This window comes from Marinococcus sp. LNHM5E3-2.1, from assembly GCF_056034365.1.
In genome coordinates this window covers 1-14,070 of the sequence record NZ_JBQLIB010000011.1, presented here as the reverse complement: position 1 = coordinate 14,070, position 14,070 = coordinate 1, and the positions used below count along the sequence as shown (strand labels likewise).

The 14,070-nt window shown below is 41.3% G+C and carries 14 protein-coding genes; 12 read left to right on the top strand and 2 right to left on the bottom strand.

Features of this window, described 5'->3' with window-relative positions:
• Positions 1-6 precede the first annotated feature (6 nt).
• Entirely contained in the window at positions 7-303 is a 297-nt protein-coding gene (locus tag ACTRXH_RS12170; protein WP_474278308.1) for a hypothetical protein, read from the bottom strand.
• A 19-nt stretch (positions 304-322) separates the two neighbouring features.
• Complete coding sequence (locus ACTRXH_RS12165; protein WP_474282306.1) at positions 323-1,015, bottom strand: aspartate/glutamate racemase family protein; 693 nt, start codon at positions 1,013-1,015, stop codon at positions 323-325.
• A 561-nt stretch (positions 1,016-1,576) separates the two neighbouring features.
• Between ACTRXH_RS12165 and ACTRXH_RS12160 the strand changes: the two genes are divergently transcribed.
• The 12 genes from ACTRXH_RS12160 (at position 1,577) to ACTRXH_RS12105 (ending at position 13,572) form a co-directional block, all read left to right on the top strand.
• The gene (locus tag ACTRXH_RS12160) at positions 1,577-1,840 is read left to right on the top strand and encodes a hypothetical protein (RefSeq protein WP_474263144.1); all 264 of its coding nucleotides are present in this window, start codon (positions 1,577-1,579) and stop codon (positions 1,838-1,840) included.
• Between the two features lie 178 nt (positions 1,841-2,018).
• Complete coding sequence (locus tag ACTRXH_RS12155; protein WP_474282304.1) at positions 2,019-2,603, top strand: class I SAM-dependent methyltransferase; 585 nt, start codon at positions 2,019-2,021, stop codon at positions 2,601-2,603.
• A gap of 179 nt (positions 2,604-2,782) precedes the next feature.
• On the top strand, positions 2,783-3,442 hold the full coding sequence (locus ACTRXH_RS12150) for a DUF4867 family protein (RefSeq protein WP_474282302.1): 660 nt from the start codon (positions 2,783-2,785) through the stop codon (positions 3,440-3,442).
• 20 nt (positions 3,443-3,462) lie between these two features.
• On the top strand, positions 3,463-5,241 hold the full coding sequence (locus tag ACTRXH_RS12145; RefSeq protein WP_474282300.1) for a solute:sodium symporter family transporter: 1,779 nt from the start codon (positions 3,463-3,465) through the stop codon (positions 5,239-5,241).
• Positions 5,242-5,254: 13 nt separating this feature from the next.
• Complete coding sequence (locus ACTRXH_RS12140; protein ID WP_474282298.1) at positions 5,255-6,460, top strand: Gfo/Idh/MocA family protein; 1,206 nt, start codon at positions 5,255-5,257, stop codon at positions 6,458-6,460.
• 65 nt (positions 6,461-6,525) lie between these two features.
• A complete protein-coding gene (sftI, locus tag ACTRXH_RS12135; protein ID WP_474282296.1) occupies positions 6,526-7,872 on the top strand; it encodes a sulfoquinovose isomerase in 1,347 nt (448 codons plus the stop codon).
• Between the two features lie 18 nt (positions 7,873-7,890).
• Positions 7,891-9,069 (top strand): diphosphate--fructose-6-phosphate 1-phosphotransferase, encoded by a 1,179-nt coding sequence (locus ACTRXH_RS12130; RefSeq protein ID WP_474282294.1) that lies wholly within the window; start codon positions 7,891-7,893, stop codon positions 9,067-9,069.
• Positions 9,041-9,775, top strand: coding sequence for a GntR family transcriptional regulator (locus tag ACTRXH_RS12125; protein ID WP_474282292.1), 735 nt, complete (start codon positions 9,041-9,043; stop codon positions 9,773-9,775). The genes ACTRXH_RS12130 and ACTRXH_RS12125 overlap by 29 nt, the downstream gene beginning before the upstream one ends.
• A gap of 13 nt (positions 9,776-9,788) precedes the next feature.
• A complete protein-coding gene (locus ACTRXH_RS12120; protein ID WP_474282290.1) occupies positions 9,789-10,682 on the top strand; it encodes a class II fructose-bisphosphate aldolase in 894 nt (297 codons plus the stop codon).
• A 16-nt stretch (positions 10,683-10,698) separates the two neighbouring features.
• Positions 10,699-12,132, top strand: coding sequence for an aldehyde dehydrogenase family protein (locus tag ACTRXH_RS12115; RefSeq protein WP_474282288.1), 1,434 nt, complete (start codon positions 10,699-10,701; stop codon positions 12,130-12,132).
• Between the two features lie 33 nt (positions 12,133-12,165).
• Entirely contained in the window at positions 12,166-13,071 is a 906-nt protein-coding gene (locus tag ACTRXH_RS12110) for an AEC family transporter (RefSeq protein WP_474282286.1), read from the top strand.
• 15 nt (positions 13,072-13,086) lie between these two features.
• A complete protein-coding gene (locus ACTRXH_RS12105; protein WP_474282284.1) occupies positions 13,087-13,572 on the top strand; it encodes a hypothetical protein in 486 nt (161 codons plus the stop codon).
• Positions 13,573-14,070: the final 498 nt, after the last annotated feature.

Below are 14,070 nucleotides of genomic sequence, written 5' to 3'. Positions count from 1 at the left end.
GAAAACTCACCCCTTTGAAGTTTTTAATGCTTTTTGGATGCCAAGGAGACATATACCAGTGCCGGCACCGAGCCATACCATGGCAGCGAGAAACACGAAGCTGAGAGCCGTGATGGGGTTTGAAGCTTCCCACCAGCCGTAGGCAGCTGCAACGGCAGCAGCCAGCAGAAGAAGCACACAAAAAATAGTCACGACAAGTTTTGGGCGCCGTCGGTTACGGGCGAGCAGCCGGCTGAATACAACTAGAAGCGCAGCGGTTAAAAAGACTGCGCCCATTACGCCGTAATGCTGAAACCATTCCATGATCATTCCTCCATAGCGTTTAGTTGTCGAGTGCCTTGTTCACCGCTTCGAGGGCGTGGACGCGGGTCGTATCGATCACTGGCAGATCCGTATCCTCCGAAGTGATCAGCATGCCGAGCTCCGTGCAGCCTAAAACGATACCCTCTGCCCCGTTTTCCCGCAGATGTGCCATCGCCTCGAGCATATAGCTTTTGGATGCTGGGCGGATGATACCGTGGCAGAGCTCGTCAAAAATAATGCGGTTGATTTCTGTGCGTGCATCGATACCGGGGACCGTGACCCCGAGCCCTGCTGCCTGAAGGCCGCCCGTGTAAAACGTTTCCTCCATCGTATATCTGGTGCCGAGCAGCCCAATGCGGGTGAGGTTCTGCCGCCGGATATCACGAGCGGCTGCTTCAGCAATGTGCAGTACCGGCACATGTATGTACGATTCGATTATTTCGATGACTTTGTGCATCGTATTGGTACAGAGAACGATAAAGTCGGCGCCGCCCCGTTCAAGAGCTTCGGCAGCTTTCCCAAGTTGTTCTCCGGCAGCTTTCCAGTTCCCCACGCTCTGCATTTGTTCAATCTCTTCAAAGTCGACGCTGTATAGGAGACACCGGGCCGAATGCAGGCGGCCGAGCCGGCGGTTTACCTCCTCATTAACCAGCTGATAGTACAGGGCGGAGGACTCCCAGCTCATGCCTCCGAGCAGCCCGATAGTTTGCATAGCCTTCACTCCTTTTCCAACGGTGTTTTTTCTGCCGTTACGTGCTTAATATTATCATTTTTTTACGCTTAATTTGCGCGCTATACAAACTATGTTATGATTAAGGTATCAGTAAATAGCTTTAGTATAAAAATGGAAACTGGATTTTAGCTCAAGGCGGTCAGCATTATGGACAAAAGCGCCATTCAATGCGCTGCATGCAGATGAAGCGATATTTTGGCTTATACGAATGATCATATACGATAAACGAGAGCCTGAAAAGCCTGTGTCTGTATTTCTGCGACCCGAGCTTTGAATAATTAGAAATACTTCTTAAGACAGAATGGGCGGGAATCTTCAGACATTAGCGCTGACAGATAAGCTGCAGAGATCAATACCTCTCTGTGGTTTTTTATATTCATATGTATTAAAGACCGACCAGTCCGATTGCCAGCATACAATATAATACATCGGCAGTAGTTGAAAAGAAGAACGCTTTTCTTCGCAGCCAGTACTAAGAAGGCTTCTTAGTGCTGGCTTTTTATCTGCCGGACCAAATTTTATAGAAAAGAGGCTGAAACAATGACTGCTCCTTCGTTTATATACTGCTACAGCTCAAAAGAACGCGAAGTAATTGCCGGCCGGCGTGAGGACATGAACATAGACGGATGGAAGCAGAAAGGATACACGATCGTAGAATGCAGTAATGAAGAGGAATTGTACGAAGGTGTAAAAGAGTTTCAGGCAAATGAATGGATTGTTACTATTATGTCGAACCTCTCGCTGTTTGAAAGATTTCTGCGAGAATCGTCCGCTGTAACAGAAAGCAGAGATGAAAACAGGTAAACAAACGTACAGTGCCTTCAGCGAGACAAATGAAGTGGCAGGGTCCGGGGGAAACCGGGCAGCCTCTCATTTAAGCATGAGGATAGACAAACAGTGGTACTGGTGCTATGTTCGGTTTAATTAAAGATAAAAAAACTCTTTAATATCTTTATTAAATAATACGAAAAGAGGCATAATAATGACGCATTTTCACCACCATTCATCATCTGGAAAAAAAGACTATTTGGACGGAAAGGAGCGGCAGGAGGCACTGCCTCCCGAAAAAGTACTTGAGAACCTAGCTCCTGAATCCTCCGCCCGCATACTGGATTTAGGAGCCGGCACAGGGTATTTAACGCTCCCTGCGGCGGAAAAAACAAAGGGAGATGTCTATGCATTCGATCGTGACCCGGAGATGCTCGACATTATTAAACAAAGAGCAACTGAGAGCTCTCTTGCTAACATACGGACCACGGAGGGAGAGATGCAGAGGCTGCCTTTTCCCGACGCTTCTTTTGAGGTAGTTCTGGCCTCCCTGGTGCTGCATGAAGCTTCGTCTCTTGCGCTGGTGTTCGAGGAAGTGCAGCGAGTACTTGTGCCGGGCGGACGCCTGGCGATTGTGGAACTGGAAGATTACCCATCCAACGCGCATCAGGCGCCCCGCATTTCCCCGGAACAGATGGAAGAGGCAGTTGAACGGACGGGCATGCATGTGACCGGATGCTCCTTTCCTGCTGCGGGATTTTATACAATAACGGCTGTTGAAAATCAGTCTAATTTTTAGCATATATAGTTTCTTAGTTAAAGATTGAGAAAATCGGCTTACTGCTGTTTTTCTCTTTTTTGTGAAAATTAACTTTTAAAAATTCAAAAAACATATTGAAAGCGCTTTTAAAAAATGTATAATAAGAACAAAGATAATGATCAATAATTAAAGATAGTAACCTTTTAAGGAGGCGCTAAATGATTGAACAATTAAAAGAAAAGAATCCCGGATTAGAGTTGATGCAATTACAGGACAGAGCATTTAATAAGTATGGTAAAGAGCTCAAAGACTTTCCGCTAGACGACTTGCCTGCTGGTTTTCTAGAAGATGAAATACCGGAAAACAGCACAACTTATCTTCCTTCTATTAGCGATTGGGAGAACACTAAATTTAAACAGGAAGTTGAAAATAAGTTTTTTGGGCAGCTGCCAATACAACTAGGCTTATGTAAAGGTCATAATCAATATCTGAATGGTTTTGAATTCCATAAAACCTCTGAAATTATTGTTACTGCTACTCCGTTAGTATTATTAATCCAAACCTTGCATGAAGTAGATCTTTATCAACAAGTTTTATCCGAAAATTCTGTAGGGTTGTTCATCCCTGCATTTAAGGCTGTTGAAATTTATTCTACTACTCTTCATTTAGCTCCGTGTAAAGTAACCGAAGGTGGTTTTAATAGTATGATTATTTTGCCTAAAGGTACAAATGAGGAGCTAAGAGATGAAAGCAAGGCTGATGAACTTCTCTTTAAAAAGAACAAGTGGGCTATCGCCCATCGTGAAAATCAAAAATTCGTAGACCAAAACGTACCGGTAAGGCTAGTGGGAGAAAATCTGAAATTAAATTATAAATAGAAGGAGAAGGAGGAAAACAAATGTTCTTAACAATTACCAGTTGTATTTTTTTCATGGCTTTAGTTGCCTGGATTTCTTATAAAAAAACCAGAAATCAAGTATCCGACTCAGATGGATATTTCCTGGCAGGCCGTGGGCTTACAGGTGGTTTCATAGCCGGTTCCCTGCTATTGACAAACCTTTCCGCAGAACAATTAATCGGATTGAATGGCCAGGCTTACAGTGCTAATCTTTCCAATATGGCATGGGAAGTAACGGCAGCCTTTGCGGTGATCATTCTGGCGCTATTTTTATTACCTAAATACTTAGGCGGAGCATTTACAACTTTACCGCAGTTTTTGCGCTCAAGGTTTGACAGCGGCGTTCAAACATACGTAGTTATGCTGTTTATGCTTGGTTACGCTTTTGTTACAATACCAAGTGTTTTGTACTCCGGTGGTCTGGCGGTTCTTCAATTGTTTGAGATTCCGGAATTACTTGGGATTTCATTAGAACAAGGTCTTTGGCTGGTAGTGTGGACCATTGGGATTATTGGTGCCTGCTACGCTATCTTTGGCGGTTTGCGCGCAGTAGCAATCTCCGATACGCTGAACGGGATCGGGCTTATAATCGTAGGATTGCTGATACCGATTTTAGGGTTTATTGCTCTTGGTAATGGCAGTATGCTTGAAGGCATGCGTACCGTTACTTTAGAAAATCCAGAGAAGCTAAATGCAATAGGCTCGTCGGATGATGCTGTACCAGTCGGAACCATTTTCACGGGTATGATTTTTATGAACCTATTTTACTGGGGAACGAATCAATATGTAATTCAGCGTACACTAGGGGCAAAGAGCCTTGCGGAAGGCCAAAAAGGTGCTCTGTTCACGGGATTTTATAAGTTGCTTGTTCCGTTAATGATGATGATTCCTGGTATCATTGCATTCCATCTGTACGGAGATCAATTAAATCCAATTGACTTAGCTTACCCAACATTGATTGCAAATGTCATGCCTACCTTTTTGAATGGGTTTTTTCTGGCTGTCTTGCTGGGAGCAGTATTCTCAAGTTTTAACTCTTTATTAAACAGTGCTTCTACGATGTTCGCTTACGATATATACAAAGCTTGGATGAATAGAAATGCCACGGACAAACAAATGATTCGTATTAGCAAATGGTTCGGTACTTTCTTGGCTATGGTTACTTTTTTCATCGCGCCTTTATTACTTCGGGCGCCCGATGGTTTATGGAATTTGATTAGAGAATTTACCGGGTTTTTTAACATTCCTATTATCGCCATTGTGCTGGTTGGAATTTTAACAAAACGTGTGCCCCCGTTAGGTCCAAAAATTGCCATTATTTTTCACGTGGTAACCTATTACTTCTTGTTGTACGGCGTCAATCAATTATTCGGTTACAATATTGACATTAACTTTATTTACATCTCATTTATATTGTTTTTGATTGAAGTAGGCATAATGTTAAGTGCAGGAAAACTCAAACCTCTGCCGCGGGATTTTGAATTTCATGCTGATCCTAAAGTTAACATGACCCCGTGGAAATACGCTCTGCCTGTAACCACAGTATTGCTTAGCGCAGTTGCCTTCACTTATTTAGTGTTTTCTCCCTGGGGCGTTGCTTATACAGAAGGGATCGTGTCATCTATGTTTTTACCAATGTTTTTAATACTTCTTGTTGTAACCGTTATCATCTACATTGTTTCATTGAAATCATGGAACAAAAAATATGAAGAAGCAATTCAAATTCAGCATGATAAAGCAGTGGAAAAAACGAATGATAAACCTCTGACAAAATTATAAAAGGAGCATTATGATGGCTAACAACAATTATTTTCAACAGAATTTTTACTCTGAGTATTTAAAGCCTGAAGATAAGTATGTGTTTTCTAAAGCAGAGCCTGAATTCAAATTTAATGTTATAGGTGCTGGTATGATAGGCATGGAGCATATTAGAGTGACAATGCTTGAAGGAAGGGCTGCTATTAATGGCGTTTATGACCTGGATCAATCGAGTGCCGAATGGACGAAGGAAGCTTTTGAAAAAGAATTTGATTATACATTGCACCTATACAATAGTCTGGAAGAAGCTTGTTTTGATCCGAAGGTAGATGGGCTAATTATATGCACGCCAAACTATACTCATTTGGAAGTTATGAAGACGGCTGTCCAATCGGGAAAACATATTCTTTTAGAGAAACCGATGGCTACCATTATACCAGACGTTTTAGCAATTCAAGAATTAGTTAAAGACTATAAGAGTGTTTTTCAAATCGGACTTCAATATCGGCATAAGCCTATCTATGATGAAGCTTTATATGAAATATTGCAAAAAAAGTCTTTAGGGGAAGTGAAAAATATCAGCTTGATGGAACATAGAGTTCCGTTTTTGGACAAAGTCGATCAATGGAATAAATTTTCTAAGTTCTCAGGTGGTACCTTAGTGGAAAAATGCTGTCATTATTTTGACTTAATGAATGTGGTGGCAGATTCTAAACCCGTATCCGTCTATGCAAGTGGAAGTTTAGCAGTCAATTATCAAGATTTTGAATACGAGGGAGAGTCTTCTGATATTATCGATCAGGCCTTTGTTACAGTCGAGTATGAAAACGGGATCAAAGGAAACTTTAATTTGTGTATGTTTGCTCCAATGTTTTATGAAGAAATGACTGTTTGTGGTAATAAAGGAAGAATTAAGACATACGAAAACGATGATTTTTTACCATCCAACAGAGCCAATACTCACTTTGAAATTTTAACAGGAGAAAATGGAACCTCCAAAGTTTCGACTCCTATGTACCCGGCAATTATTCAAAATAGCGGGCATCATGGGGGAACGTACTACGAGCATAAGTATTTCGTAGACAACATTAAAGGTGATCACAAACACACCGCTACAGTAGCAGAGGGTTTTTGGTCCATTGTAGTAGGGGTAGCTGCAGAAGAATCCATAAAACACAACGCGGTGATCAATATTGATGAACTGTTAAGTCAATCTAAACAGACGGCTGAACGAAAATAAGTTGAATAACTAAAGGTTATTATGTTTAAATAAACATAATAACCTTTACAAGACGGAGGTATGACATGAATGGCATGAAGGTATTATATATTCCAGCAGTTAAAAAGACCTTTGATGTGGAAACGGCAAGAAAACAGCGTTCGCAGACTAGCGAAGTACTCAAAAGTGTAAGTGCTTATTTGTATGAACCAGAAGATGTTTTAGGCTCTGTTGACGAAGTGAGTGAATTTATTAACTCATTAGAGGCTGAAAGTATAGATTATGTTATTTATCAGAGCCTCACTTTTACTGACGGTGAGTACATTCGGGAAGTTATTAATCGGTTTCCCGTTCCGGTCATGGTTTGGTCCATCAGGGAGCCTGAAATAGGCGGAAGACTCAGGCTGAATTCCTTAACAGGAGGAAACAGCACCTCCCATGTTTTGCGTGCAGCTAATCATCCGTACGACTTTGTGTTTGGTAATAGTGATGAAAGCCAGGTTCTTAACAAATTACGAGTAAGTTTGAATGTACAGTCAATGATTAAAAATCTTCAAAGCACGAAAATTGGAGTCGTAGGAGAGCATCCCCCAGGTTTTTTCTTTGCGGATACAGACGAAGAACTCCTACAGAAACGGTTTGGCGTTCAAATACACAGCATGCAATTAGAAAAAGCTTTTGAACAGGCGAAACAAACTACTGCCTCCATGCAGCAGCAGGAGTTGGACAGGGCAGAAACACAAGTAATTGGTCTCCAGCGTTCGGAAGAAACCACCCGAAAGTTCTCCGAGTTTTGCGCACATATGCGTCAGGAAATCCGGGAGGAAAATCTATCGGCATTGGCGATTCGATGTCTTCCTGAGTTTTTTACAGAGTTTGGAGCAGCAGCATGTTCGACGCTTTCCCAATTAACCGAGGACGGCATCTCTTCAGCCTGTGAGACGGATATTCACGGAGCCTTATCAATGCATATACTAAATCATCTATCTTTGGGAGCTTCGCCATACCTTGGAGACATGGTTCACGTAAATGAAGCCAGCAACTCCGTAGTTTTTTGGCATTGCGGCGCTGGAGCCTACTCACTGGCAAATGAAAAACAAGGAGCTCAGGCAGGAATCCATCCGAATAGAAAAACTGGCATGACAATGGAGTTTGGTTTGAAGGCAGGGGAAGTCACAATATTTCGGGTGAGTTATTTGCCCATGGAGGGTTTCCGGCTTTTAATTATGAAGGGGCAGGCATTAGACACACCGCAGCGGTTTAATGGTACAAGTGTAGAAGTTGCGTTAAGTACGCCAGTAACTGAAACAGTACAGCAGTTGATGGAGGCCGGTTATGAACCTCATTACGGTTTAGTTTATGCGAATGTAACCGAAGATTTGGTAGAGCTAGGTCGTAAACTAAATATCCCAACAACTGTTTATATAGAATAGTAAGGTGAGGAGGTGCATATGAAAAAACGTATTGTAATCGGTCAGGCAGGAGGGCCTACAGCTGTTATAAACGCTTCTTTAGCCAGTTTGGCAGAGGCTTTAACCCCAAATCATGATATAACCTTTGTGTTCAATGGCTATGAAGGATTAGCTGAAGGCAATTTTTTAGAGGGAAATGTGGATGTACTTGGGCTTATACAGATGTATAAAGATGTTCCAGGAGCCTGTCTTGGCTCGGGACGTTTTGAGAACAGTATGGAAGCAATAGAAAAGATGTGCCGGCAATTGAATTATATTAGGGCTGATGCTCTCATAATGATCGGCGGAAATGGCACTGTACATGCTCTGCATCTTATAGAAAAAGAACTAGCTAACATGGGAGTTTCCCTTCAAGTATTAGGTATCCCTAAAACTGTAGACAATGATCTGGGAGGCACGGACCATTCGCCTGGCTTTGGAAGTGCTGCCAGATACGTGGCGCGAACTGTCGCAGATTCCAGCAGAGATTTAATAGCGATGAGAAATTTTGAGCAGGTCAGGATTTTGGAAACTATGGGAAGAAATTCAGGATGGCTTGCTGGAGCATCAGGTTTTTTAAAAGAGTATGAAGAAGAAGGGCCCCACTTTGTTGGACTTCCCGAAACACCCAATGCGAATGAACAATTATTTGAATTTGTAGAAGCCTCACTGAAGTCCCACGGTCAGGCGTTACTCGTAGTGAGTGAGGGCATGCTGTGGAAAGACAGCCTGAATGCCGAACAAAAAAATGGCAGAGCCGTACTGGGAGGGGTTTCTGCTCAAATTAAATCCAGCTTAGAGGAATATTTTAAAATTAGTGCAAGAGCTGAGGTGTTGGGCATGAACCAACGCTCTTCTTCCCTGTACGTTTCTGAATCAGATAAGCAAGAAGCAATAGAAATTGGTGTGAAAGCTGCTCATTTAATAAATGAAAATATCAGTGGTCAGATGGTTTGCATAGAACGCATTAGTAATCTTCCTTATCATGTTAAAATAAATACTACTTCATTTAAAAACGTGATAAAGGAAGGGGAAAGAGTATTGCCAGTAAAATTCATTAATGACCGAAAGCTGTATTATGAATGGCTTCGCCCATTAATCGGCGATGCCCTCTCTTATCCCCCTCCTTTAAGAAAGGAAGACAATATTTATGCCTCATCCATCGATAGATCAAAGTAAACCAGAAGCTCTCTATTTACAGGTGAAAAATGTCTTAGTTGATAGAATAGACCGCCATATTTGGCAGGAGAATAACTTAATTCCAACCGAACAAGAATTAATGAAAGAATTCGATGTTAGCCGGACAACGATCCGCCAGGCAATCTCTATTCTTGTCCAGACTGGCCTTTTAGAAAGACGACAGGGTAAAGGCACAATTGTTAAGCCACAAAAATTGGTGGGCAGTTTAGGGAGGCTTAAAGGCTTCGCAGAAGAAGTCATTGAAAAAGGCCAAATTCCAACTTCCCGACTGATACGAGCGGAATTTCGTGATGATTTATACCATGAAAAAAGCATGTTGAAGGTAGGGTTTGAAGAAGAGATACTTTTGCTTGAGCGTATACGCTTTGCAGATAATATTCCTGTAGCTTTAGAGCGTACATGCTGGCCCAAAGATCTTGGTGAATTGTTGATGAATGAGGATTTAAACCAAGCCAAATACTATGAAATTCTGGAAAGGCACAGTATTTATCTAAAAAAAGCTAATGAAAGTATTATAGCTATCAATGCTACGATCGATGAGGCAGACTTGCTCGGTATTCGGGCAGGTGAAGCATTATTAAAAATGACCAGGCTTAGTTTTGGCATACATGACCGACCAATAGAATATACAAAAACTAGATACCGAAGCGATCAGTATCATTACGATATTGATTTAGAACGGTAAGGAGGCCGAAAGAATGGCGTTTATTGATGGGAAGACCATGCTTGAACATGCATTTAAAAACAATTATGGTGTAGGAGCCTTTAGTGCCCATAATGTAGAAACTATCCAGGCCATCATCGAAGCAGGTGAAGAAATGCAGGCCCCGATTATGATTCAGGTTGGCCAAAAAGTTATCCAAACTGTAGGGTTGGAACCAATGAAAGCATTGATTGACTGGTACGGCAAAGAAGCAAGTATACCAATTGCGATTCATTTGGATCACAGTCGGGAGTTAAAACAAACAGCGCGAGCGATTCAGTTGGGTTTTCAGTCCGTAATGTTTGATGGCTCCTCGCTGCCGGTCGAAGAAAACATTGAAAAAACCGCCCACATAGCCTTAATGGCAAAAGAATTAGGCATTGGGTCTGAAGGGGAAATTGGCAAAATAGGTGGAACGGAAGATGATATCACCGTAGATGAAAAAGATGCGCTTATTACTTCCGTCGAAGAAGCCAAAACGTTTGCTGAAGCTACAAATGTAGATTATTTGGCTATATCTATAGGTACTGCTCACGGTATGTATCAACAAACTCCTAATATTCGATTTGAAAGATTAACAGAAATAGCTGAAGAAGTTTCCCGGCCAATTGTTCTTCATGGTGGATCCGATGTTCCGGATGAGCAAGTACAAAGATCCGTTCAGTTAGGAGTTTCAAAAATAAACGTCGATACAGAGCTTAGGCATGCATTTATCAATGGCATGCGGGATTATTGGAAAACTAACAGTAACGACATCGTATTAGCAAACGCTACCCAAGCAGGCAAAGAGAAATTAAAAAAGAAAGTTGCAGAAAAAATCCGTGTATTCGGCAGTCAAAACTATGCGAAAGCATTTTTCGAAAATGAAAAGGTAGTAACATTACGATGAATTGGGAGGTATTTTAATGCAAACTTTTGAACAGCAGAAAGAATTTGGGCTCTTTATTAATAATAAAATCAAGGATACTGAGCAAAAACTAAATATTTTAGACAAATACAGCTTGAAGCCAATAGCACAAGTAGCTTACGCGGGTAAAAAAGATGTTGAAGAAGCTGTCCAAGGCGCGTTAGAAGCTTTTACGAGCCCCCTTAGCCCTTATGAGAGATATAAAATACTCCAAAAAGCGGCTGCGAGGTTAAGAGAGGAGCAAGAAACGTTTGCTGATTTGCTGGTAAAAGAAGTAGGAAAACCAATCAATGAAGCTCGGGGAGAGGTCTCCCGTTCGGCATTAACTTTGGAGATCGCTGCGGAAGAAGGAAAGCGTGTAGCTGGAGAAGGGGTACCCATTGAAGCAGCCCCTGGATCTGAAAACAGACGGGCTTATACTGTTCGGAAGCCGGTAGGCGTAATAGCAGCGATAACCCCATTTAACGTGCCATTGAATTTAGTTTGCCATAAAATCGGACCGGCATTAGCATCGGGAAACTGCGTTGTATTGAAGCCTTCAGATGCTGCTCCACTGGTTGCTTTGAAGTTAGCTGAAATACTTAAAGAATCTGGGTTGCCAAGCGGCAGGCTTCAGGTGTTGACCGGAAATGGAGCGGAAATTGGAAACTGGCTTTTAGAAAATAATAAAATTAATATGTTTACATTCACAGGCAGTGCAAGTGTAGGAAAGTATATTAAACAAAATGCAGGGCTTAGAAAAGTCGCATTAGAGCTTGGGAATAACTCAGCTTCCATTGTTCACCATGATACAGATATTCAAGCCGCTGCTAAAGCTATAGCTCAGAAAAGTTTTAATAATGCAGGGCAAGTTTGTATTTCTGTTCAAAGAGTTTTTGTACACCACTCTATTCATGATGAATTTGTCCAACATTTGAAGGCAGCAACTGATAGTATACAAGTCGGCGACCCGGGAAAAGAAACTACTGATGTTGGCCCGATGATTTCAAAAGAAGCGGCACAACGTGTAGAAGATTGGGTATCAGAAGCAGTACAGGAAGGGGCAGAAGTTCAAGTTGGAGGCCGGCGGAAAGAGGCTGTTTTTTATCCGACTGTGCTCACAAATGTTACTGAGAAAATGCGGGTATCTTACGATGAAGTATTCGGCCCCGTAGTATGCATAGAATCTTATGAAGAGGCAGAAGAATCTATACAAAAAGTGAATAACTCTGAATATGGGCTGCAGGCAGGTATTTTTACGAACGATTTGAGTTTTGCTTTGCAGGCAGCGGAAGATATAGAAGTGGGCGGGATAATTATCAACGATACGCCAGGCTACAGAGTGGACCATATGCCTTATGGCGGAGTGAAAAATAGCGGCACAGGTAAAGAAGGTCCGAAATATGCCATCGAAGAAATGACAGAGGAGAAGCTTATCGTCTGGACTAAATAACAGTCATTTACTAATTAAGAAAGAAGATACAGTATGGACATTTTCAATATTGTCTGGCCAGTGATAGCAGTTTTTATGGTGGGTTTTACTGCTCAACGTTTTTTAAATATAGAACTGGCGCCATTGTCTACGTTCACAATTTATTTGCTGGTGCCATTTCTTGCATTCAGGACATTTTACCAGGAAGGCATTAATAAAGAAATTATTTATTATGCAGTCTTTGTCGGTGCTTTATGTTTATTACTGGTTTTCGTCGGTTCTTTTTTTTCTTATTTTTGTAATAAAGATAAAGAAAAACATTACGGTTTTATTTTATCTTCGGCTTTTATGAATAATGGCAATTTTGGAGTCCCTTTAGTGTTGGCAATATTTGGAGATCAAGCTCTGAATATTGCCGTAATGCTAATGGTGCTGCAGCAGTTATTAATGAGCTCGGTGGGGGTTTATTTTGCTGCGAAAGGATCTCCTATTGAAGTGGCTGAAGGCCGGAGCGTGATTTGGAAAGTATTGAAGCTACCTCTTTTATATGCAGCCCTTGTAGGCTTTATGTTTAACATTAGTTCTGTGACACTGCCAAAGGAAATGACGGGAAGTATTAATTCGATAGCTGACGCGGCGATACCAGTCATAATGCTGCTTTTAGGTATGCAGTTGGCAAATATATCTTTTGTTCATATAAACGTTTCGAGAATGATAAGCGCGGTGTTAGTCAGGTTAATCATTTCTCCTGCTGTGGCATGGCTGCTGGTAGCGGTACTTCCAGTAAGTACTTTGACAAGCAATATTATGATAGTTATGGCTGCTGCGCCTTCAGCAGCGAATACCACTTTGTATGCTGTGCAGTTTCAAACAGATCCTCATCATGTATCGGCAGTTACTTTAATAACAACGCTCAGCAGCATTTTTACTATCCCTTTACTGCTTTTGTTATTGATTTAAGGAGAGCTGTAGTGTATGTTCGACGCTATTCGAATCATTTTGAAACAGACATTGACCTTAACCGGTTTCATTGCAGGAGTTAGTGTTTTCGGTTTATTGATACTAAACACGTTTAGTATGGAAAGCATTATATTTATTAAAGAACATTGGTATAAAGTTATTATAAGTGCTTTGAAGATTATTGGCATGACTTTATGCTATAGCATTTTTCAATATGCTTTAGGAAATAAAAAATGTATAGTACCAGTTTCATTGTCATTTTTACTGTTTTGTTTAAAAAGATCTGTAAAGGCTTCTGTTATAGTGATGCTTTGCATAGTGCCAGGCTTCTTAATAGCAAAGTTTTTCTTGGATTCTGCTGTTCTCAGCGCTTCCATGAGTTTAAATTATATCAGTTTAATTAGCATTGTTGCAGGCATTGGGAGTCTATCATATCTAATCACGATTATTAAGCAGATTCCATTGTATAGAAAATGGAATACTTCAAGTTGGTATGAATAGTTATTTAGCAATCAAGAGTTAAGGAGACATTTTAATCTTATCGAAATTTATAAAATAACAAGCGGCAATCCGAGCTGCTCGGATTGCCGCTTGTTAAAATTGTTAGATTAAATTCATTTACTTTCATTATGATACGAACACTGGAACTGCCGCCGAAGTCCCCGCCAGCCGTTTTTGAAAGGGTGGATCCTGAAGGACTATCAGGCACTCGCGGAGACGATGAACATTGGGCCAGAACATTGAAGAGCTCTCAGGCGACCAGTGACAAGTGAACGCCGTCTGAAGTCATCGCGACAGGCATGATGAAAAATATTTACGATCTGGACTGAGCTGTCATCGAGGATCCTGTATCGCTTTTTCCTTTAGTGGTGCCGAAGGGGCGGTATCATAATCAATGTAAAAAAACATTTATAACAATGTTTCAGATTGTAGACAAAGGCCTCCGAAAATGAATTTCGGAGGCCTTTGTTTGTGCCATTGAGGGAGAAAGAAGCCTCC

Excerpts from the sequence above, each read along its gene's own strand:
- ACTRXH_RS12170 (WP_474278308.1), bottom strand. The coding sequence starts at position 303 with ATGGAATGGTTTCAGCATTACGGCGTAATGGGCGCAGTCTTTTTAACC.
- ACTRXH_RS12165 (WP_474282306.1), bottom strand. The coding sequence starts at position 1,015 with ATGCAAACTATCGGGCTGCTCGGAGGCATGAGCTGGGAGTCCTCCGCC.
- ACTRXH_RS12160 (WP_474263144.1), top strand. The coding sequence starts at position 1,577 with ATGACTGCTCCTTCGTTTATATACTGCTACAGCTCAAAAGAACGCGAA.
- ACTRXH_RS12155 (WP_474282304.1), top strand. The coding sequence starts at position 2,019 with ATGACGCATTTTCACCACCATTCATCATCTGGAAAAAAAGACTATTTG.
- ACTRXH_RS12150 (WP_474282302.1), top strand. The coding sequence starts at position 2,783 with ATGATTGAACAATTAAAAGAAAAGAATCCCGGATTAGAGTTGATGCAA.
- ACTRXH_RS12145 (WP_474282300.1), top strand. The coding sequence starts at position 3,463 with ATGTTCTTAACAATTACCAGTTGTATTTTTTTCATGGCTTTAGTTGCC.
- ACTRXH_RS12140 (WP_474282298.1), top strand. The coding sequence starts at position 5,255 with ATGGCTAACAACAATTATTTTCAACAGAATTTTTACTCTGAGTATTTA.
- sftI (WP_474282296.1), top strand. The coding sequence starts at position 6,526 with ATGAATGGCATGAAGGTATTATATATTCCAGCAGTTAAAAAGACCTTT.
- ACTRXH_RS12130 (WP_474282294.1), top strand. The coding sequence starts at position 7,891 with ATGAAAAAACGTATTGTAATCGGTCAGGCAGGAGGGCCTACAGCTGTT.
- ACTRXH_RS12125 (WP_474282292.1), top strand. The coding sequence starts at position 9,041 with ATGCCTCATCCATCGATAGATCAAAGTAAACCAGAAGCTCTCTATTTA.
- ACTRXH_RS12120 (WP_474282290.1), top strand. The coding sequence starts at position 9,789 with ATGGCGTTTATTGATGGGAAGACCATGCTTGAACATGCATTTAAAAAC.
- ACTRXH_RS12115 (WP_474282288.1), top strand. The coding sequence starts at position 10,699 with ATGCAAACTTTTGAACAGCAGAAAGAATTTGGGCTCTTTATTAATAAT.
- ACTRXH_RS12110 (WP_474282286.1), top strand. The coding sequence starts at position 12,166 with ATGGACATTTTCAATATTGTCTGGCCAGTGATAGCAGTTTTTATGGTG.
- ACTRXH_RS12105 (WP_474282284.1), top strand. The coding sequence starts at position 13,087 with ATGTTCGACGCTATTCGAATCATTTTGAAACAGACATTGACCTTAACC.